The organism is Rhizobium aethiopicum (genome assembly GCF_900094625.1).
In the GTDB taxonomy this organism is placed as follows: Bacteria; Pseudomonadota; Alphaproteobacteria; order Rhizobiales; family Rhizobiaceae; genus Rhizobium; species Rhizobium aethiopicum.
In genome coordinates this window covers 20,328-40,697 of record NZ_FMAJ01000010.1, presented here as the reverse complement: position 1 = coordinate 40,697, position 20,370 = coordinate 20,328, and the positions used below count along the sequence as shown (strand labels likewise).

11 protein-coding genes are annotated in these 20,370 nt (G+C 61.3%); all 11 read left to right on the top strand.

Annotated elements, in window-relative coordinates; translation table 11 throughout:
* Nucleotides 1-14: 14 nt before the first annotated feature.
* A complete protein-coding gene (locus tag GA0061105_RS20760) occupies nucleotides 15-1,556 on the top strand; it encodes a sugar ABC transporter ATP-binding protein (protein WP_064696617.1) in 1,542 nt (513 codons plus the stop codon).
* Nucleotides 1,557-1,590: 34 nt separating this feature from the next.
* On the top strand, nucleotides 1,591-2,616 hold the full coding sequence (locus GA0061105_RS20755; RefSeq protein ID WP_064696618.1) for an ABC transporter permease: 1,026 nt from the start codon (nucleotides 1,591-1,593) through the stop codon (nucleotides 2,614-2,616).
* Nucleotides 2,617-2,883: 267 nt separating this feature from the next.
* A complete protein-coding gene (locus tag GA0061105_RS20750) occupies nucleotides 2,884-3,942 on the top strand; it encodes a dipeptidase (RefSeq protein ID WP_092752566.1) in 1,059 nt (352 codons plus the stop codon).
* 102 nt (nucleotides 3,943-4,044) lie between these two features.
* Nucleotides 4,045-5,688 (top strand): ABC transporter substrate-binding protein, encoded by a 1,644-nt coding sequence (locus GA0061105_RS20745; RefSeq protein ID WP_092752565.1) that lies wholly within the window; start codon nucleotides 4,045-4,047, stop codon nucleotides 5,686-5,688.
* An 18-nt stretch (nucleotides 5,689-5,706) separates the two neighbouring features.
* Nucleotides 5,707-6,774: an ABC transporter permease gene (locus GA0061105_RS20740; RefSeq protein WP_092752563.1), complete on the top strand. Its 1,068-nt coding sequence runs from the start codon at nucleotides 5,707-5,709 to the stop codon at nucleotides 6,772-6,774.
* On the top strand, nucleotides 6,771-7,706 hold the full coding sequence (locus GA0061105_RS20735; protein WP_092752562.1) for an ABC transporter permease: 936 nt from the start codon (nucleotides 6,771-6,773) through the stop codon (nucleotides 7,704-7,706). The genes GA0061105_RS20740 and GA0061105_RS20735 overlap by 4 nt, the downstream gene beginning before the upstream one ends.
* Entirely contained in the window at nucleotides 7,703-8,536 is an 834-nt protein-coding gene (locus GA0061105_RS20730; protein WP_092752560.1) for an ABC transporter ATP-binding protein, read from the top strand. The genes GA0061105_RS20735 and GA0061105_RS20730 overlap by 4 nt, the downstream gene beginning before the upstream one ends.
* A complete protein-coding gene (locus GA0061105_RS20725; RefSeq protein WP_092752761.1) occupies nucleotides 8,533-9,282 on the top strand; it encodes an ABC transporter ATP-binding protein in 750 nt (249 codons plus the stop codon). Before GA0061105_RS20730 ends, GA0061105_RS20725 begins: the two co-directional genes overlap by 4 nt.
* 162 nt (nucleotides 9,283-9,444) lie before the next feature.
* The gene (locus tag GA0061105_RS20720; protein ID WP_064696624.1) at nucleotides 9,445-9,627 is read left to right on the top strand and encodes a hypothetical protein; all 183 of its coding nucleotides are present in this window, start codon (nucleotides 9,445-9,447) and stop codon (nucleotides 9,625-9,627) included.
* Nucleotides 9,628-10,477: 850 nt separating this feature from the next.
* Nucleotides 10,478-18,997 (top strand): glycoside hydrolase family 94 protein, encoded by an 8,520-nt coding sequence (locus GA0061105_RS20715; RefSeq protein WP_092752558.1) that lies wholly within the window; start codon nucleotides 10,478-10,480, stop codon nucleotides 18,995-18,997.
* Nucleotides 18,998-19,098: 101 nt separating this feature from the next.
* Nucleotides 19,099-20,337, top strand: coding sequence for an OpgC family protein (locus tag GA0061105_RS20710; RefSeq protein ID WP_092752557.1), 1,239 nt, complete (start codon nucleotides 19,099-19,101; stop codon nucleotides 20,335-20,337).
* Nucleotides 20,338-20,370: the final 33 nt, after the last annotated feature.

Genomic DNA, 20,370 nt, shown 5'->3' with positions numbered 1-20,370 from the left:
CCGGAGGAGATGATATGGCCGTCAGCCCGACAACCATGGCAGCGGTGCGCGCAAGCGGCGCAGTTCCGAATGCGGAATATCTTTTGAGCGCCGAAGGCGTTCGCAAGGAATTTCCTGGTGTCGTCGCCCTCGATGACGTGCAGTTCCGGTTGAAGCGCGCCTCCGTGCATGCGCTGATGGGCGAAAACGGCGCTGGCAAATCGACATTGATGAAGATCCTTGCCGGCATCTACATACCCGATAAGGGCGATATCCGCCTGAAGGGCGTCGAGATCCGGCTGAAATCTCCGCTCGACGCGCTGGAGAACGGCATTGCCATGATCCATCAGGAGCTGAACCTGATGCCATTCATGACCGTTGCGGAAAATATCTGGATCCGCCGCGAGCCGAAGAACCGCCTGGGTTTCGTCGATCACGGCGTGATGCATCGCATGACCGAGGAGCTGTTTTCCCGGCTTAATATCGACATCGATCCCGATATCGAGGTCCGGTACCTGTCGGTCGCCAACCGGCAGATGGTCGAAATCGCCAAAGCGGTTTCCTACAATTCCGACGTCCTGATCATGGACGAGCCGACTTCAGCTCTGACGGAGCGTGAGGTCGAGCATCTTTTCCGCATCATCCGCGATCTGAGATCCCAGGGGATCGGCATCGTCTACATCACCCACAAGATGAACGAGCTTTTCGAGATTGCCGACGAGTTCTCCGTCTTCCGCGATGGCCGATATATCGGCACGCATGCCTCGACCGAGGTCACCCGCGACGACATCATCCGCATGATGGTCGGGCGCGAGATCACCCAGATGTTTCCGAAGGAAGAAGTACCGATCGGTGAGGTGGTCCTGTCAGTCAAGGATCTTTGTCTCAACGGCGTCTTCCGCAACGTTTCCTTCGAGGTCAGGGCCGGCGAGATCCTCGGCGTGGCCGGCCTCGTCGGCTCCGGACGGTCGAACGTCGCCGAAACGCTCTTCGGCGTGACGCCGGCAAGCTCCGGAACAATCGAGCTATTCGGCAAGCCGGTGACGATTTCCTCGCCGACCGAGGCCATTCGTCACCAGATGGCATTCCTGACAGAGGACCGGAAAGACACCGGCTGCCTCTTGATCCTGGATATTCTGGAAAACATGCAGATTGCCGTCCTGCAGGACAAATATGTCAAGGGTGGCTTCGTGCAGCAGGGCGCACTCGAGGCGACCTGCGAAGACATGGCGAAAAGGTTGCGCGTGAAAACGCCTAACCTTTACGAGCGGGTGGAAAACCTTTCGGGCGGCAATCAGCAGAAAGTCCTGATCGGGCGCTGGCTGCTCACCCATCCGAAGATCCTGATCCTCGATGAACCAACGCGCGGCATCGATGTCGGCGCCAAGGCGGAAATCCACCGGCTGGTCACCGAAATGGCGCGAAACGGCGTGGCGGTTATCATGATCTCGTCCGAAATGCCCGAGGTTCTCGGAATGAGCGATCGCATCATGGTCATGCATGAAGGACGCGTGACCGGTTTCCTCAATCGCGATGAAGCAACGCAGATCAAGGTGATGGAGCTGGCTGCGCAGTGATGCGCCGTCTGCGATCGCCGAAGGGAGGTTTGACATGAGTACCAAGGCAGCAGAGGGCGCGGCGCCGCTCGCAACCCGGCAACGGCGGCGGCGTATGCCGACGGAGCTCAGCATTTTCCTCGTGCTCGTCGGCATTGCGCTTATCTATGAAGTGCTCGGCTGGATGTTCATCGGCCAAAGCTTCCTGATGAATTCGCAGCGCCTGACAATCATGATTCTGCAGGTCTCGGTCATCGGCATCATCGCTGTCGGCGTCACGCAGGTCATCATTACAGGTGGCATCGATCTCTCATCGGGCTCGGTCGTCGGCATGACGGCGATGATCGCAACAAGTTTCGCCCAGTCCTCCACCTGGGGGCGGGCCGTCTTCCCCTCGCTGACCGACCTGCCGGCTGTCGTGCCCATCATGGTTGGCCTGCTGATCGGCGCGGCCGCCGGTCTGGCGAACGGTGCGCTCATCGCCTACACGAAGATCCCGCCATTCATTGCAACGCTCGGCATGTTCGTTTCGGCCAGAGGCGTTGCCAAGTGGTATACGAAGGGACAGCCGGTTTCCGGCATCACCGAACAGTTTCATTTCATTGGAACGAAAGCCTGGCCAGTCGTCGTCTTCCTCGTCGTTGCACTGATCTTTCATATCGCGCTGCGCTACACCCGCTATGGAAAGTTCACCTACGCCATCGGCGCGAACCCGCAGGCCGCCCGTGTTTCCGGTATCAATATCGAGGCGCACCTCGTCAAAGTCTATGTGATCGCGGGATTGCTCGCAGGTCTTGCCGGTATCGTCACGGCGGCACGCGCCGAAACGGCGCAGGCGAGCATGGGTGTCGGATACGAACTCGATGCGATCGCCGCAACCGTCATCGGCGGCACCTCGCTCACCGGCGGCGTCGGGCGCATCACCGGCACCGTCATCGGCACCATCATTCTCGGCGTCATGACGTCAGGCTTCACCTTCCTCAGGATCGACGCCTATTATCAGGAAATCGTCAAGGGCTTCATCATCGTCGCGGCTGTCGTCATCGACGTCTACAGACAGAAGAAAAGGCGCAAGCACTGATCTCAGGCAGTGCGAACGGATCATTTGCGGGGGCTTCGGCCCCCGTTTCCATTTGCGGCGAAGCTCTTGGAGACGACGACAGATTTTTTAAAAAAGAGATGGCGAATCCCGCCAGCTTTTCTATTCTGCCACGTCATACGCCCTCTACAGCGCCGCGCGTCTGAAAGGACGCGCAAAGGACGCTGTAGCACTTTGAATGCTGCATAATTTTATTCTTAAATCGATTCCGATTTAAGGAATTATGCAGTGGGCAGCGCAGGAAGACAGATGCAATTCGTATTCGACGGTCACAACGACGTTCTCCTCCGGCTCTGGACACACGCAAAGGACGGCAGCGACCCGATCGCCGAATTCGCAGATGGCACGACGGTCGGCCATATAGATGCGCATCGAGCCAGGGAGGGCGGCCTTTCCGGTGGTCTCTGCGCCATCTACATTCCATCAGGCGATCTCGTTTTTGCCGATCCGGACGTCGAGGGGCGTTATATCACGCCGATGGCGGCCCCTCTCGATCCGCTGCCGTCCCTTGCCATCGCCACCGAAATGGCCGCGATCGCGCTGCGCCTCGATGCGGCAAGTGCCTGGCGGCTCTGTCGGACGGTGAAGGACATCCGCAGCGCCATGGCGGACAATATTTTCGCCGCCGTCATGCATATGGAAGGCTGCGAGGCGATCGGTGCCGATCTTTCGGCCCTCGAAGTCTTCTATGCAGCGGGGCTGCGTTCGCTGGGGCCGGTGTGGAGCCGGCACAACGTCTTTGGTCACGGCGTGCCCTTCGCCTTTCCGATGTCGCCTGATACGGCGCCCGGCCTCACCGGGGCCGGTTTCGAGCTGGTGAGGGAATGCAACCGCCTCGGTGTCCTGATCGATCTTGCCCATATCACCGAAAAAGGTTTCTGGGACGTGGCGAAGACGACGGACCAGCCGCTGGTCGCCAGCCATTCCAACGCGCACGCGCTGACGCCGGTTGCGCGCAATCTGACGGACAGGCAGCTCGACGCGATCCGCGAAAGCCGCGGGCTCGTCGGCATCAACTATGCCACCGCCATGTTGCGCGCCGACGGCCGCTCCGACAGCGATACGCCGCTTGGCGACATGATCCGGCACATCGACTATCTGGTGAACCGCATCGGCATCGACTGTGTGGGGCTCGGATCAGACTTCGACGGCGCCACCATTCCTGAGGAAATCGGCGATGCTGCCGGCAATCAGAAGCTGATTGCCGCTCTCCGGGAGGTTGGATATGGTGAAGCCGACCTGACTAAACTTGCCCGTGAAAATTGGCTTCGCATTCTGGCACACGCTTGGCGGGAGGACGCCGCCTAGAGTGCCGCGCGCGCCTCTGGACGCACTGAAAACGGACAATAGTTTTAACAGGGTATGACCGACAAAACGCTTCGTAATCAATCACGAACAGGGGAACAAACCATGATGATCACCAAGCTCAGCCGCAATTTCCGCCTGCTTTCGGCAGGAGCCGCTCTTTCGCTTCTGATGATGACGGCGCCCGGCGCCTTTGCCGAAACGCCCAAGGACACGCTGGTCGAGGGTTTCGCCATCGACGACATCATCACCATGGATCCCGGCGAAGCTTTCGAGCTTTCGACGGCGGAGATCACCAGCAACAGCTACAGCCTGCTTGTCCGCCTCGATCTCGCTGATACATCCAAGGTCAAGGGCGATCTGGCCGAAAGCTGGAGCGTTTCCGATGACGGCCTCACCTATACGTTCAAGCTGAAGCCCGGCCTGAAATTCGCCTCGGGCAATCCGATTACCGCCGAAGACGTCGCCTGGTCGTTCGAGCGCGCCGTTAAGCTCGACAAGAGCCCCGCCTTCATCCTCACCCAGTTCGGCCTGACCGGCGACAACGTTACCGAAAAGGCCAAGGCGACCGATGCCAACACCTTCGTTTTCACAGTCGACAAGGCCTATGCGCCGAGCTTTGTGCTCAACTGCCTGACGGCGACGGTCGCTTCCGTGGTCGACAAGAAGCTGGTGCTGGAGCATGTGAAGGCGGTGACGCCGGATGCCGAGCATAAATACGACAATGATTTCGGCAACGAGTGGCTGAAGACCGGCTATGCCGGCTCCGGCGCCTTCAAGCTGCGCGAATGGCGGGCCAACGAAGTCGTGGTGCTGGAGCGCAACGACAATTATTACGGCGACAAGCCAAAGCTAAACCGCGTCATCTATCGCTACATGAAGGAAAGTGCGGCCCAGCGGCTGGCGCTTGAAGCCGGCGACATCGATATCGCCCGAAACCTTGAGCCGGGCGACATCGACGCCGTTTCCAAGAATGCCGATCTCGCAACGACAAGCGCACCGAAAGGCACGATCTACTACGTCAGCCTGAACAACAAGAACGAGAACCTGAAGAAACCCGAGGTACAGGAAGCGTTCAAATATCTGGTCGACTACGACGCGATCGGCGCGACGCTGATCAAGGGTATCGGCGAGATCCACCAGACTTTCCTGCCGGAGGGCCAGCTCGGCGCCCTCGACGAGAACCCTTACAAGCTCGACGTCGCCAAGGCCAAGGAACTGCTTGCCAAGGCCGGCGTTCCGGACGGCTTCTCGGTTACGATGGATGTGCGCAATACGCAGCCGGTGACAGGTATCGCCGAATCCATGCAGCAGACCCTGGCGCAGGCCGGCGTCAAGCTGGAGATCATTCCCGGCGACGGCAAGCAGACGCTGACCAAATATCGCGCCCGCACCCATGACATCTATATCGGCCAGTGGGGCTCTGATTATTTCGATCCGAATTCCAATGCCGATACCTTCACCAGCAATCCCGACAATTCCGATGCCGGTACGGTAAAGACACTCGCATGGCGCAACACCTGGGAGACGCCGGAGCTCGACAAGATAGCCAAGGCAGCACTTCTCGAACGTGACAACGCCAAGCGCGCAGCAATGTATGAGGATATCCAGAAGAAGTTCCTTGCCAACAGCCCCTTCGTCATCATCTTCCAGCAAACCGAGGTGGCCGGTTATCGCAAGAACCTGAAGGACTTCAAGCTGGGTCCGAGCTTCGACACCAACTTCGTCGGTCCGATCGCCAAGGAATAATCCGGCGGGATTAGCGGCGTGAACACGATCGAAACCACACAAGAGGCGCGGCCCCGCAAGGGCCGTGCCGGTACCTTCGCAAAGGCGGCAGGGCGTTTCCTGTTCGCTGCCGTCACCACCTATCTCGGCCTTCTGGCCGTCACCTTCTTCATCGGCCGCGTCGTGCCGATCGATCCCGTGCTCGCCATCCTCGGCGACCGCGCTCCTACCCATGTCGTCGAGCGGGTGCGCCAGGAGATGGGCTTCAACCTGCCGCTCTATCAGCAGTTTTACATTTATATCAAAGGCGTGCTGTCCGGCGATTTCGGCAATTCGGTGCTGACGACCAATCCTGTCATGGTCGACATCCGCCGGGTCATGCCGGCGACGATCGAGCTCGCGACGCTGGGAACGCTGATCGGCGCCTGCGTCGGCGTGCCGCTCGGCGTTCTCGCAGCCGTGCGCCGCGGCAGCATCGCCGACCAGGTTGTGCGCGTCATCGGCCTCATCGGCTATTCGGTGCCGATCTTCTGGCTGGCGCTGATTTCGCTCGTCATCTTCTATGCGCAGCTGCGCTGGGTGGCCTTTCCCGGCCGCATCGACATCGTCTTCGAATATACGTTCACGCCGATCACCGGCTTCTATCTTCTGGACAGCGCCTGGCAGGGGCAATGGGATGTCTTCTACGATGTCTTCCGCCACATCATCCTGCCCGCTTCGCTGCTCGGCTATTTCTCGCTCGCCTATATCAGCCGCATGACGCGCAGCTTCATGCTGAACGAGCTTTCGCAGGAATATATCGTCGCCGCGCGCGCCAAGGGGCTTTCGGAGATGCGGGTGATCTGGGGGCACGCGTTGCGCAACGCCGCCGTGCCGCTCGTCACCGTCATCGCCCTTTCCTATGCCGGCCTGCTCGAAGGATCGGTGCTGACGGAAACGGTCTTTTCCTGGCCGGGCATCGGGCTCTACATTACCAATTCGCTGCAGAACGCCGATATGAACGCCGTGCTCGGCGGCACGATCGTCATCGGGACAATCTTCATCGGCATCAACCTTCTGTCCGATCTTCTCTACCGGACGCTCGACCCAAGGACGCGAACCCGATGACGGCCCCTGCCAGCCCATCTCCAACGATGAGCCGCCGCGAATGGCTGCTTTCCGACCGGCCGCAATCGCGCATGCAGGCCCGTCTCGGCCGCGCTTACGTCACCTGGCGGCAGTTCACGGCAAACAGGCTTGCCGTCGTCGGCCTGCTGATCATCGTCGGACTGCTCCTGGTCGCCGCTTTTGCCGATCTCCTCGCTACGCACAATCCCGTTGTCGGCGATCTCCGCAATGCCCGCCTGCTGCCGCCGGGAACGGCCGGCTACCTGATCGGTACCGATGATCAGGGCCGCGACATCTATTCTCGGCTGATCTATGGGTCGCGACTGACGCTGTTCGTCGTCGTGCTCGTCGCCATTATCTCCGCGCCGATCGGGCTGATCGTCGGCACAGTCTCCGGCTATGCCGGCGGCTGGGTGGATGCGACGCTGATGCGTATCACCGATATCTTTCTTGCCTTTCCGAAACTGGTGCTGGCGCTCGCCTTCGTCGCCGCTCTCGGCCCCGGCATCCAGAATGCGGTGATCGCCATCGCCATCACTTCCTGGCCGCCCTATGCCCGCATCGCGCGCGCCGAGACGCTGACGGTCCGGCGTTCCGACTATATCTCGGCCGTGAGGCTGATGGGTGCGTCGCCTTTGCGCATCATCGTGCGTCATGTCATGCCGCTCTGCATGTCCTCGTTGATCGTCCGCGTGACGCTCGATATGGCGGGCATTATCCTGACGGCGGCCGGCCTAGGCTTCCTCGGTCTCGGCGCACAACCGCCGCTGCCGGAATGGGGCGCGATGATCGCTTCGGGCCGGCGCTTCATCCTCGATCAATGGTGGGTGGCGGCGATGCCGGGCATCGCCATCCTCATCGTCAGCCTCGGCTTCAACCTCTTGGGCGACGGCCTGCGCGACGCGCTCGATCCGAAGGAGAGCGGGCAGTGACGACACTTCTGACGGTCGACAGGCTGAAGGTCAGCTATCCCACCCGCACCGGCGTGATCGAGGCCGTGCGCGGCGTCTCCTTCACCCTCGGCAGGGAAAGGCTCGGCATCGTCGGCGAATCCGGTTCCGGCAAGTCGCAGACCGGCCGGGCGATCATGGGGCTGACGCCGAAACACGGCATCGTCACCGCCGACAGGCTCGATTTCAACGGCATCGATCTCCTCAAGGCATCCGTCGGCGAAAGGCGCCGGCTGCGCGGCAAGCGCATCGCCATGATCCTGCAGGATCCGAAATATTCGCTCGATCCGGTCATGACGATCGGGCGGCAGATCTGCGAAACGCTGCGCGCGCATGAGAAGGTCGGCAGGGCGGAGGCGCGCGAACGGGCGCTCGCCATGCTGGAAGCGGTGCAGATCCGCGACCCGAAACGGGTGTTCGACCTGCACCCGCATGAAGTTTCGGGCGGCATGGGACAGCGCGCGATGATTGCCATGATGCTGATCGCGGGGCCCGAACTGCTGATTGCCGACGAGCCGACTTCGGCGCTCGACGTGACGGTGCAACTCGACGTATTGCGGATCATGGACAGGCTGGTGTCGGAGCGCGGCATGGGCCTGATCTTCATCTCGCATGATCTGAGACTGGTTTCCTCCTTCTGCGATCGCGTCATCGTCATGTATGCCGGAAAGATCGTCGAAGAGCTGGCGGCGGCCGACCTCAACCATGCGCAGCATCCCTATACGCGGGGACTGCTGAACTGCATGCCGGAAATCGGCGCAAACCGCCATCCGCTGCCGGTGCTCGACCGCAGACCGGAGTGGACGGCATGACCGCAGCCCTCCACCTCGACAGTCTCAGTGTCGTCTACGATGATTTTCACGCGCTGAAGGATGTCAGCGTCAGCGTCGAACGCGGTGAATCCTTCGGCCTCGTCGGTGAATCCGGGTCGGGAAAATCGACCTTGCTGCGCGCCGTTGCCGGACTTGCGCCCATCAGCGGCGGTACGATCCGCATCGACGGCGAAGAGCTGAAAGGTTCAAAGCGCAGCAAGGTCTTCTATCGGCGGGTGCAGATGGTCTTCCAGGATCCCTATGGCTCGCTGCATCCGCGCCAGACGATTGACCGGCTGCTGCTCGAACCCCTTGCGATCCACGCGGTTACCGACAGCGACAAGCGCATTGCCCGCGCGCTCGACGAGGTCGGTCTCGGCAATGGTTTCCGTTTCCGCTATCCGCATCAGCTTTCTGGTGGTCAGCGGCAACGTGTCGCGATCGCCAGGGCGCTGATCGTGCAACCGTCGATCCTGCTGCTCGATGAGCCGACATCGGCGCTCGACGCCTCGGTGCAGGCGGAGGTTCTGAACCTGCTCGAACAGATCCGGCGCGACCGTAAGCTCACCTTCGTGATGGTCAGCCATGACCTCGGCGTCATCACCCACATGTGCGAAAGGCTTGCCGTGATGCGCAATGGCGCCGTCGTCGAGCGATTGAGCTCGCAACAGCTGGTGAAGGGCGCGGTCCAGGAGGATTACACAAAAAATCTGATGATCGCGAGCAAGGGTTTCGTCAAGGGCTGAAAGCCAGTCATTTCAAGCCATTGAAAGGAAACGACCGTCGCGAGGCTTAAGGATAATGTTTCCTTAAAAGACGACCATTCGACTAGACTATTGACAGCTGCCCCGCTTCTGTCATGATCCTGTTAACGATTGTTAGCTTTCGTGATCGATGGAGGTCAATGCATGTTCTTTCTCGGCGGGATGACCATGGGCTACCTCGATCCTCCCGTAAGAGCCGACCGCAAGGAACATACAGTTTCCATGCCAGCGGAAAAGGACCGGCGGCTGATCGAGACCTCCAACCTGCCGCAGAACGAGAACGCCATTGAGCGCTCGTTGATCTGGGCATGGCGCACGCTCTGCTAAAGAGTGGTTGAATTTTCTCTTCCGCTCGCTCTGGACGGAAATTTATCTCTACCTACTTGATAGGGAATAAGAAATATAACGGCGAGCCGCACAACCGGCCGCATGAGAACAACGGAGGCGACACATGGCAGAGCTGGGTATTTCGCATACTCACGTGAACCACTATGGTTCCGTACAGAGCAGGAAGCCGCACGCTGCGCGCCAAAGGCTTCAGGCCGTGCTCCATGGAACGATATTTACCGCGGCGTTCCTGTTCGTGGTGGCCATGGTCTGCGGCGTTCTCGGATAATCGGCAGATGATAAGCCTCGGCACGTGCCGAGGCTGCGGCAATTGCCGCATTTTTGGCACCCGGACATCCAGTCACGGCGCTTCGCTCCCCTGATCATTCCTCCATCTTTGGCGCGATCGAAAGCGCCTCCTGACACGATGGAATGCGACGTTTTTGGTCTCGCTATGTCTTTGGCCGATCTCAATGTTGCTGTACGCGCCTGTCAGGACATTGGGCGGAAGCCGGCGGGCAGGACGCTCTGCCCAGCGGCAACCGGTGCAGGCATGATCCTGGCTCCCGCCTCGGTCGAGCAGGCGGACCACCCTGCGGCTCATGCCTCTTGACTTGAATTATCTCGAAACTGTCCAACTTTTCGCCATGGTTTTGCGGAGAGGGTATTGATCGCCCTTCGGGCCGCCCCGGACCAAGGCTGCGCCCGGTCATGGCGTGGCCCAGACGTCATTCACCCCGGCTTCATCGATCTTCGAAGAATCGGGCTCCGTTCATGTAGCAGTCATGATAAGCAGTGCAAAAGGCTGAGCAAAACAGCCATAACTTCGTTTGGATCCAGAACCGAACCCATGTCTATTGCCAATCTTTCTCCGAGCCTTTTCCGCGAACCCGACACGAAGCAGATCGATCACAATGATTCGATCCGCTCGACTTATCTTTCCATCGAAGACATCAAGGAGATGGGCACAGCAGTCGCCGTCAACGGCGTCGACAAGCTGCCGGCTTTCGCCCCGTTTGATTTCTTCGCGCGCCACAAGGAAAACGAGAAGGAAATCCTGCGCGTCTACCGCACCACGGCAACCGACGTCGAGGCCGGAGAGACGATAACGCCGGCGGCGGAATGGCTGCTGGACAATCACTACATCGTTGAAGAGGCGATCCAGGAGGTACGGCGCGACTTTCCCCGCCGCTTCTACCGCGAATTACCGACGATGCGCGTCAGCGGCGGCGAAATTCCGCGCACGCTGGTGCTTGCCTGGCTCTACGTCGCCCATACCCACAGCACGGTCTCACAGGAAAGCCTGACGGCGCTGGTCGACGGCTTTCAGGCCAGCGAGACGCTGCGGATCGGTGAACTCTGGGCTCTGCCCTCGCTGGTGCGCTACGTACTGGTGGAAAACCTTCGCCGCATTTCGAGCCGTGTCGAAGCCAGCCGGCGCCTGCGCCGCCGCGCCAACGAGGCGGCCGACGAATTGGTGCGCCTGACCGATCCGGCCAAGGCCGCCGCCTATTTGAAGACGCTGGAGCCGCTCGCCGAAGACAATACCTTCTCGACGCAGTTCCTCTATCGCCTTCGTGACGGCTCGCAGACATCGAGTCTGGCGATCACCTGGCTCGACGAGCGCCTGGAAGCGCTTGGCCGCAACACCGAAGAGGCGACGACGGCCGAGCACAGCCGTCTCTCTTCCGGCAACGTGACGATGGGAAACATCATCCGTAGCCTGCGTGAGATCGACGATACCGAATGGTCGGTCTGGGTCGAGCAGGTCAGCCATGTCGACAAGCTGCTCTGGGAGCATTCGGATTACGGGATCCTCGATTCCGGCTCGCGCAACAAATATCGCAAGCAGATCGAGAAACTGGCCAAGCGTTCGCCGCTGACCGAAATGGAAATCGCCCAGCTGGCGCTCGACATGACCGAGGCCGCCAAGGCCTCCGACGAGCCGCAGCCGCATGAACCGAATGTCGGCGGCTTCCTGTCCGGCGCGCAACGGCCGAAGCTCGAGGCGCGGGCGAACTATCGCCCGACGATCACCCAGCATTTCGTGCGCGCCGTACGCCAGTTCAACTGGCTGGCGATCGCCCTGCCCGTCATGCTCCTGACGATTATCGCCATGGCGATCGTCGGCAGGTTCATGGCAAGTGCCGGAATGGGTGCGATCGAGATCGCAATCCTGCTGATCATGTTCTCATTGCCGGCCTCGGAGGGCGCGACAGGTCTTTTTAATACCGTGCTTTCCTTCTTCGTGACGCCGGCCCGCCTCGTCGGCTACGAGTTCAAGGAAGGCATTCCGGAGGATGCGCGCACGCTGCTCGTCGTGCCCTGCCTGATCTCGAATCGCGACAGCGTCGACGATCAGGTGCGCAACCTCGAGGTCCATTATCTCGCCAATCCCCGGGGCGAGATCTATTTCGCGCTGCTCAGCGACTGGCCCGACAGCGATGCCGAGGAGACGCCCGCCGATCTCGAAGTCCTCGATTATGCGAGACGCGAGATCGCCAATCTTTCCGCCCGCTATGCCTATGACGGCAAGACGCGTTTCTACTTGCTGCATCGCCGCCGTCTTTACAATCCCGCGGAAGGCGTGTGGATGGGCTGGGAGCGCAAGCGCGGCAAGCTGCATGAGCTGAACATGCTTCTGCGCGGCGACCGCGACACGACCTATCTGCCCGGCGCCAACACCGTGCCGGCCAATGTGCAATATGTCATGACGCTCGATGCCGACACGCGTTTGATGCGCGATGCCGTCACCAAGCTCGCCGGCAAGCTCTATCACCCGATCAACCGCCCGGTCATCAATCCGAAGACCGGCCGCGTCGAAAGCGGCTATGGCGTGCTGCAGCCGCGTGTCACCCCGTCGCTGACCACGGGCAAGGATGCCTCGGTCTTCCAGCGCGTCTTCTCGATCAATCGCGGTCTCGACCCCTATGTCTTCACCGTTTCCGACGTCTATCAGGATCTTGCCGGCGAAGGTACCTTCACCGGCAAGGGTCTCTATCATGTCGATGCTTTCGAAGCCTCGCTGAAAGGCCGGATCGAGGAGAATTCCGTGCTCAGCCACGACCTTCTCGAAGGCTCGATGGCGCGCTGCGCGCTCGTCACCGATCTCGAACTGGTCGAGGATTTTCCGATCCGTTACGAGGTGGAGACATCGCGCCAGCATCGCTGGGCGCGCGGCGACTGGCAGCTCCTGCCCTATATGTTCAATCCGAAATACGGCGTCACGGCCCTTGGCCGCTGGAAGATGTTCGACAATCTGCGCCGTTCGCTGACGCCGATCGCCTGGTTCTTTGCCTCGGTGCTCGGCTGGTATTTCATGGATCCGCTCGGCGCGCTCGTCTGGCAGATTCTCTTGATCTTCTGCCTCTTCGTGGCGCCGACGCTGTCGCTCATCAACGGCATCATTCCGCGCACCAGCGATATCGTCGCCCGCGCCCATCTCTACACGGTCTGGTCGGACATCACCGCTGCCAATGCGCAGGTAGCATTGCGCATCGTATTCATCGCCGATTCGGCGGCGATGATGGCGGATGCGATCGGCCGCTCGCTCTACCGCCTGTTCGTCAGCCGCAAGCTGATGCTGCAGTGGCGGACCGCCGCCAGCGTTCAGGCCGGCGGCCAAGGCACCCTCGCCTCTTATTACAAGCAGATGTGGCATGCGCCGGTGCTGGCGCTGCTGGCGCTCGCTTTCGCAGCTCTGCCCGGCGACAACGCTTTCCTTGTCGGCATCCCCTTTGCGCTGCTGTGGATCCTCTCGCCTGTCGTCGCCTGGTATGTCAGCCAGTCGGCGGAGACCGAAGACCGCCTCGAAGTCGCCGATTCCGTGTCCAGCGAACTGCGCAAGATCGCCCGGCGCACCTGGCGGTATTTCGAGACCTTCACGACTCCCGAGCAGAATTATCTGCCGCCCGATAATATTCAGGAAACGCCGCATGTCATCGTCGCGGCCCGCACCTCGCCGACCAATATCGGCGTCTATCTGCTCTCCGTCGTTTCCGGCCGGCATTTCGGCTGGTTCTCCTTCGAGGAGACGCTCGAGCGGCTGGAGCAGACGATCGCCACGGTCGACAGGATGGAGAAATTCCGCGGGCATCTGTTCAACTGGTATCACACTGATACGCTGCAGACGCTCGGGCCGCGTTACGTCTCTGCCGTCGACAGCGGCAATCTCGCCGGCCATCTGATCGCCATTTCCTCGGCCTGCCGCAACTGGGCCGAGGCCCCCTCTGCCCACATGCAGGGCAATCTCGACGGCGTCGGTGACACCGCCGGCATTCTCGGCGAGGTGCTGGCGGACCTGCCCGACGACCGCAAGACAGTGCGCCCGCTGCGCCGGCGCCTGGAAGAGCGCATCGTCGGCTTCCAGAATGCGCTTGCCGCCGTCAAGCGCGAGCATGAATTCGCCTCGATCCGCATCATCAACCTCGCCGTTCTTGCCCGCGACATCGAGAAGCTCGCCGCCAATCTTGACCATGAGGTCAAGTCGAAGCAGAGCGAAGAGGTCACCCAATGGGCGGCGTCGCTGGTGCGGGTTTGCGAAGCGCATATTTCCGACAGCACCTTCGATCTTTCGAAAGTCGATGCGCTCAGGCCGCGCCTGGTGGCGTTGCGCGACAAGGCGCGCGATCTCGCCTTCTCGATGGATTTCGGCTTCCTGTTCCGGCCGGAACGGCGCCTGCTGTCGATCGGCTACCGCGTCGAAAGCGGTGAGCTCGATCAGGCCTGCTATGACCTTCTCGCCTCGGAATGCCGTCTGACCAGCCTCTTCGGCATCGCCAAGGGCGATCTGCCGACCGAGCACTGGTACCGCCTCGGCCGACAAGTCGTGCCTGTGGGTTCACGCGGCGCGCTGGTTTCCTGGTCCGGCTCGATGTTCGAATATCTGATGCCGCCGCTCGTCATGCAGGAACGCGGCGGAGGCATTCTCAACCAGACCAACAATCTGGTGGTGGTTGAGCAGATGAATTACGCCCGCAAGCTCGGTATCCCGTGGGGCATTTCGGAAGCGGCCTTCAATGCTCGCGACCATAACCTCAATTACCAGTACACGAATTTCGGCGTGCCGACGCTCGGCTTGAAGCGCGGCCTCGGCCACAATGCCGTCATCGCGCCTTATGCATCGCTGCTCGCCAGCCAGTACGACCCGCCGGGCGCGCTCGAAAATCTGCAGAGGCTGCGTAAGGTCGGCGCGCTCGGCAAGTTCGGCTTCCATGACGCAGTCGATTTCACGCCGACGCGCGTGCCGGAAGGCAAGAAATGCGCGGTGGTCTACAATTATTATGCGCACCATCACGGCATGTCGATCGCGGCCGTCGCCAATGTTGCCTTCAACGGCCATCTGCGTGAGCTCTTCCACTCCGACCCAGTCATCGAGGCGGCGGAACTTCTGCTGCAGGAAAAGGCGCCGCGCGACATTCCCGTCATGAGCGGCAAGCACGAATCTGATACGCCGGCCAGCATCCAGGACGATCTGCTGCGGCCGGAAATCAGAAAGATCAGTGATCCCCTTTCGCGCGACCGCGAACTCGTCTTCCTTTCGAACGGTCATTACTCGCTGATGCTGACCGCGACGGGCGCCGGTTATTCCCGCTGGAACGGTCTTTCCGTTTCCCGCTGGAAAGCCGATCCGACCGAAGACCGCTGGGGCACCTTCATCTTCCTGCGCGACACCGCCACCAACGAATGGTGGTCGGCGACAGCGGAGCCGAAGGGTGTCGAGGGTGAAAAGATAAAGGTCGAATTCGCCGACGAGAAGGCGCAGTTCACCAAGACGGTCGGCGACCTGACGAGCGAGGTGGAGTGCATCATCGCGACCGAGCACGATGCCGAAGCCCGCCGTGTCACCCTGCTCAACATGGGTGGGGAAGACCGCTTCATCGAGGTCACGTCCTATCTTGAACCGGTGATCACCGCTGATGATACCGACAACGCGCATCCGGCGTTCGCCCGCATGTTCGTCAAGACCGAGATCGGCAAGCGCGGCGACGTCATCCGCGCCGAACGCAATAAGCGTGATCCGAACGAGCCGAACATCAGCCTCGCGCATCTGATCGTCGACAATGCCGGCGACACCCGTCACACCGAATTCGAGACCGACCGGCGCACATTCATCGGTCGTGGCCGCAGCCTTGCCGATGCGGCGGCCTTCGATCCGGGCGCGACACTTTCCGGCAGCGACGGTTTCGTGCTCGACCCCGTCATGTCGTTGCGCCGCACGGTGCGTGTGCCGGCCGGCAAGAAGGTCAGCGTGTTCTTCTGGACGATCGCCGCGCCAAGCCGCGAGGAGGTCGACAAGGCGGTCAACCGCTACCGTCACCCCGATGCCTTCAACCATGAGCTCGTCCAGGCCTGGACGCGCACGCAGGTGCAGATGCGCCATGTCGGCGTCACCTCGCAGCAGGCGGCCGCCTTCCAGCATCTCGGACGCTACCTCGTCTATCCCGACATGCAGCTGCGCAAGGACGAGGCGACGGTCGAGGCTGGCCTGCAATCGCAGTCGGCGCTCTGGCCGCTGGCGATCTCCGGCGATTTCCCGATCTTCACGCTGCGCGTCAACGACGACATGGATCTCGATATCGCCCGCGAGGCACTGCTGGCGCAGGAATATCTGCGCTCGCGTGGCGTCACCGCCGATCTCGTCATTATGAACGAACGCGCCTCCTCCTACGCGCAGGACATGCAGCACGCCCTCGACGCCATGTGCGAGAACGTACGCCGCATGGGACAGGCCGATGGCTTGCGCCAGCATATTTTCGCGGTTCGCAAGGACCTGATGGAGGAGAGCACCTACAACGCACTGATCGCGGCTTCCCGCGTCACCTTGCATGCGAAGAACGGCAAGGTGGTCGACCAGATCAATCGCGCCGTCGCCCTCTTTGCACCGTCAAAGGATGAACTGCAGGAAATGGAGCGCGCCGAGCGCAACAGGGCGCCGGTCAAGCGCATCGCACCGGCGCCGCCGCCGGTGGTGCCGGCGGTTGCCATTGAGGAGGAAGGCGACCTCGACTTCTGGAACGGCATTGGCGGCTTTGCCCGCGATGGCCGCGAATATGTCGTCCGCCTGCCCGGAGGTCATGCGACGCCCCAGCCCTGGATCAACGTCATCTCCAACGACAGGTTCGGTTTCCACGTGTCGGCCGAAGGCGCAGGTTTCACCTGGAGCGTCAATTCGCGCGATTATCAGCTGACCTCCTGGTCGAACGATGCGGTGGTCAACCGATCGGGTGAGGCCTTCTATCTCGCCGATCTCGAAAGCGGCGCCGTCATGACGCCGTTCGCAGCGCTTTCGCGCCGGCCGGACATTCGTTTCGAAGCCCGTCACGGGCTCGGCTATTCGGTCTTCTCCACCGTTCAGCACGAGATCGCGCTCGAGCTGACACAGACGATCGACCGCGAGAAGCCGGTGAAACTGCAGCGCCTGCGTCTGCGCAACACCGGTTCGACCGGCCGCAAGCTGCGTCTCTATGGTTACGTCGAATGGGTTCTCGGCAGCAATCCCGGACGCACGGCACCCTTCATCCTGTCGAAGCATGACGAGGAGATCGGGGCGCTGTTTGCCACCAATCCTTACAGCATCGATTTTTCCAGCCGGACGGCCTTCTTCGCGGCGAGCGAGACGCTTTCGAGCTTCTCGGCAAGCCGGCGCGAATTCATCGGCAAGGCGGGAACGATCCAGGCGCCGCAAGCCGTCAGCGCCGCAGCCGCCCTTTCGGGTGCCACCGAACTCGATGGCGATCCGGCTGCGGCTCTGGCATTCGACATCGAACTCGCGGCCGGCGAAGAGCGCGACATCACCTTCTTCCTTGGCGATACGCCGACGGAAGCAGAAGCACGCGTCCTGATCGCGGATATCCGCAAGACTTCGTTCGACGATGCGGTCGAGGCTAACCGCGCCTTCTGGCGGGATTTCACCGGCAGGCTGCAGATCTCGACACCGGATCGCGGGATGAACAATCTCGTCAACACCTGGCTGCCCTATCAGAGCCTTGGCTGCCGCATCATGGCCCGCACCGCCTTCTATCAGGCAAGCGGCGCCTTCGGTTTCCGCGACCAGTTGCAGGACACGTTGGCGTTCCTGCTGCACGAACCTTCGATCGCCCGGCGGCAGATCCTGAACGCCGCCTCGCGCCAGTTCCGCGAAGGTGACGTGCAGCATTGGTGGCTGCCGGGAACGGGTGCCGGCGTTCGCACATTGATCTCGGACGACGTCGTCTGGCTGAGCTATGCGATCCATCATTATTGCAGCGTCACCGGCGACAAGAGCGTGCTCGACGAGGAGCTTGCCTTCCTGGAAGGCCCCGCTCTTCTCGAAGGTCAGCACGACTCCTTCTACAAGCCGGAGATTTCGGAGGACAAAGCGAGCGTCTACGAACATGCGGCGCTGGCGCTCGACCTCGCCATCGCGCGCAAGGGCGCGAACGGCCTGCCGCTGTTCCTCGGCGGCGACTGGAACGACGGCATGAACCGCGTCGGCATCGGCGGGCGCGGCACCAGCGTCTGGCTCGGCTGGTTCCTGGCCGGGGCATTGCGCTCCTTTATCCCCTATGCCGAAGAGCGCGGCGATACGGCCCGCGCGGGGCGCTGGTCGGCGCATCTCGCCGAGTTGAAGAAGGCCCTTGAAACGGCTGGCTGGGACGGCGGCTATTATCGCCGCGGCACGTTCGACGACGGCGCGCTGCTCGGTTCCAAGGAGAGCCCGGAATGCCGGATCGATTCGATCGCGCAATCCTGGAGCGTTCTGTCCGGCGAGGGCGACGCGGCCCGTGCCGGAAAGGCGATGGATGCGGTGCTCGACCAACTGGTCGATGAGGAGGCGCGCATCATCCGGCTGTTCACGCCGCCATTCGTCAATTCCGCCAGGGATCCCGGTTACATCAAGGCCTATCCGCCGGGCGTGCGCGAAAACGGGGGGCAATATACCCACGCCGCGACATGGGTGGTGATGGCGCTCGCCGAACTGAAGCGGGGCGACGACGCGTTACGCTGCTTCCAGATCCTCAATCCGATCACGCATGCACTCGACAAGGCTTCGGCCGAAAAATACCGGGTAGAACCCTATGTCGTGGCAGCCGATGTCTATGGGCATGAGCCCTATGCGTCGCGTGGCGGCTGGACCTGGTATACCGGATCGGCCGGCTGGCTTTACCGCGCCGCGGTCGAGGGCCTTCTCGGTATCCGGTTGCAGAACGGCAGGCTTTACGTGCGTCCGTCGCTCCCGTCGGAATGGGACGGTTTTGCGGCAGAGGTGGAGCGCGACGGCGGCAAATACCGCATTTCGGTCTCAAAAGCGTCCAATGCCAGCGGCTACACTCTGTCGATCAACGGCAGCGAAGTCGCCGATCCCGAAGAGGGATATCCGCTCGGATAAAAGCGTTTCTCCACGCTGACATGACGGCGATTCGCGAACGGCCAAAAGGGAACCCTTTTGGCCGTCGTCGCGTTTGCAAATCGGACAACAGGAGACACCCCATGGCAAGCACGCTGACCGAAGCTATCGGCGCCGAGCGCAGTTCCCCATCCGCAACTGCGCAGGGGCGCGATACACGGCTTGATGTGCTGCGTGGCCTAGCCCTGATCATGATCTTCATCAACCATGTTCCCGGACAGATCTTCGAATATGCGACGACGAAGAATTTCGGCTTCTCCGATGCCGCGGAAGCCTTCGTGCTGATATCGGGCATTGCCGTCGGCCTTGCTTACGGAAGCCGCTTCGAGCCCGGCAAGCGGCTCGCAACGGCGATCAAGGCAGCAAAGCGGGCATTCACGCTCTACCTCGCCCACATGATCACGACATTCATGACGCTGGCGCTCTTCATCTGTGGTGCCTGGCTGTTTCACCGGCCGGGGCTGCTGGTCGAGATCAATATTCTGGCGGTTTTGATGAACCTGAAGGAAGGCATACCGGCGCTGCTCCTGCTCGGTCACCAGATCGGCTACAACAATATCCTGCCGATGTATGGGGCACTGTTGCTGATGGTGCCGATCATCTTGCTCCTCAACGAGCGAAGCCCGCTGCTGGCGCTCGCCGTTTCCGGCACGGTCTGGCTGCTCGCCGGCATTTACGAGGTGGCGCCGCACAATATGCTGATAGAGGGCTACTGGTTCCTCAACCCGCTCTCCTGGCAGTTCCTGTTTTCGATCGGGATTGTGTCGATGATGCATATCAAGCGCGGCGGCACGATCCCACGGCATCCTTTGTTGTTTGCGGCTGCCGCCTTCTATGTCCTGTTGTCCTTCGTCTGGGTAACCGGCCATCTCTGGATTTTCGGCAATTCGTTGGCTGCGCTCGGCCTGCCCACCGTCATCACCGGTTTCGACAAGACCTTCCTGTCGCTGCCGCGGCTGCTGCATGTGCTGGCGCTGACCTATCTCATCATTAGCATACCATCGTTCTCGCGCCTCCTGCGGCGTCCCGCCGACCACCCGCTGACGATCCTCGGCCGCCATTCGCTGAACATCTTCGTCGCCGGCACAATCCTCGCTATGGTCGGCCAGGTCGTGCTCTACATCACCAATAGGGATCCGTTGGTCGGCCCGCTCTTCGTCATATCAGGCATCGCGACGCAATTCGCCTATGCCTACTACCTCGAGCACAAACGCCAGCTCGGCAAAATCAAGAACAAGCTCGTGACGGAGATTGCCACCGTCCCGGTGCCTGTGCCCGTTGGCAGAGCAGCGAATACCTATCGCCGGACCAATCGGAAATAGGAGCGGCTCGCGCCCGAAATCGGCATCGATTGG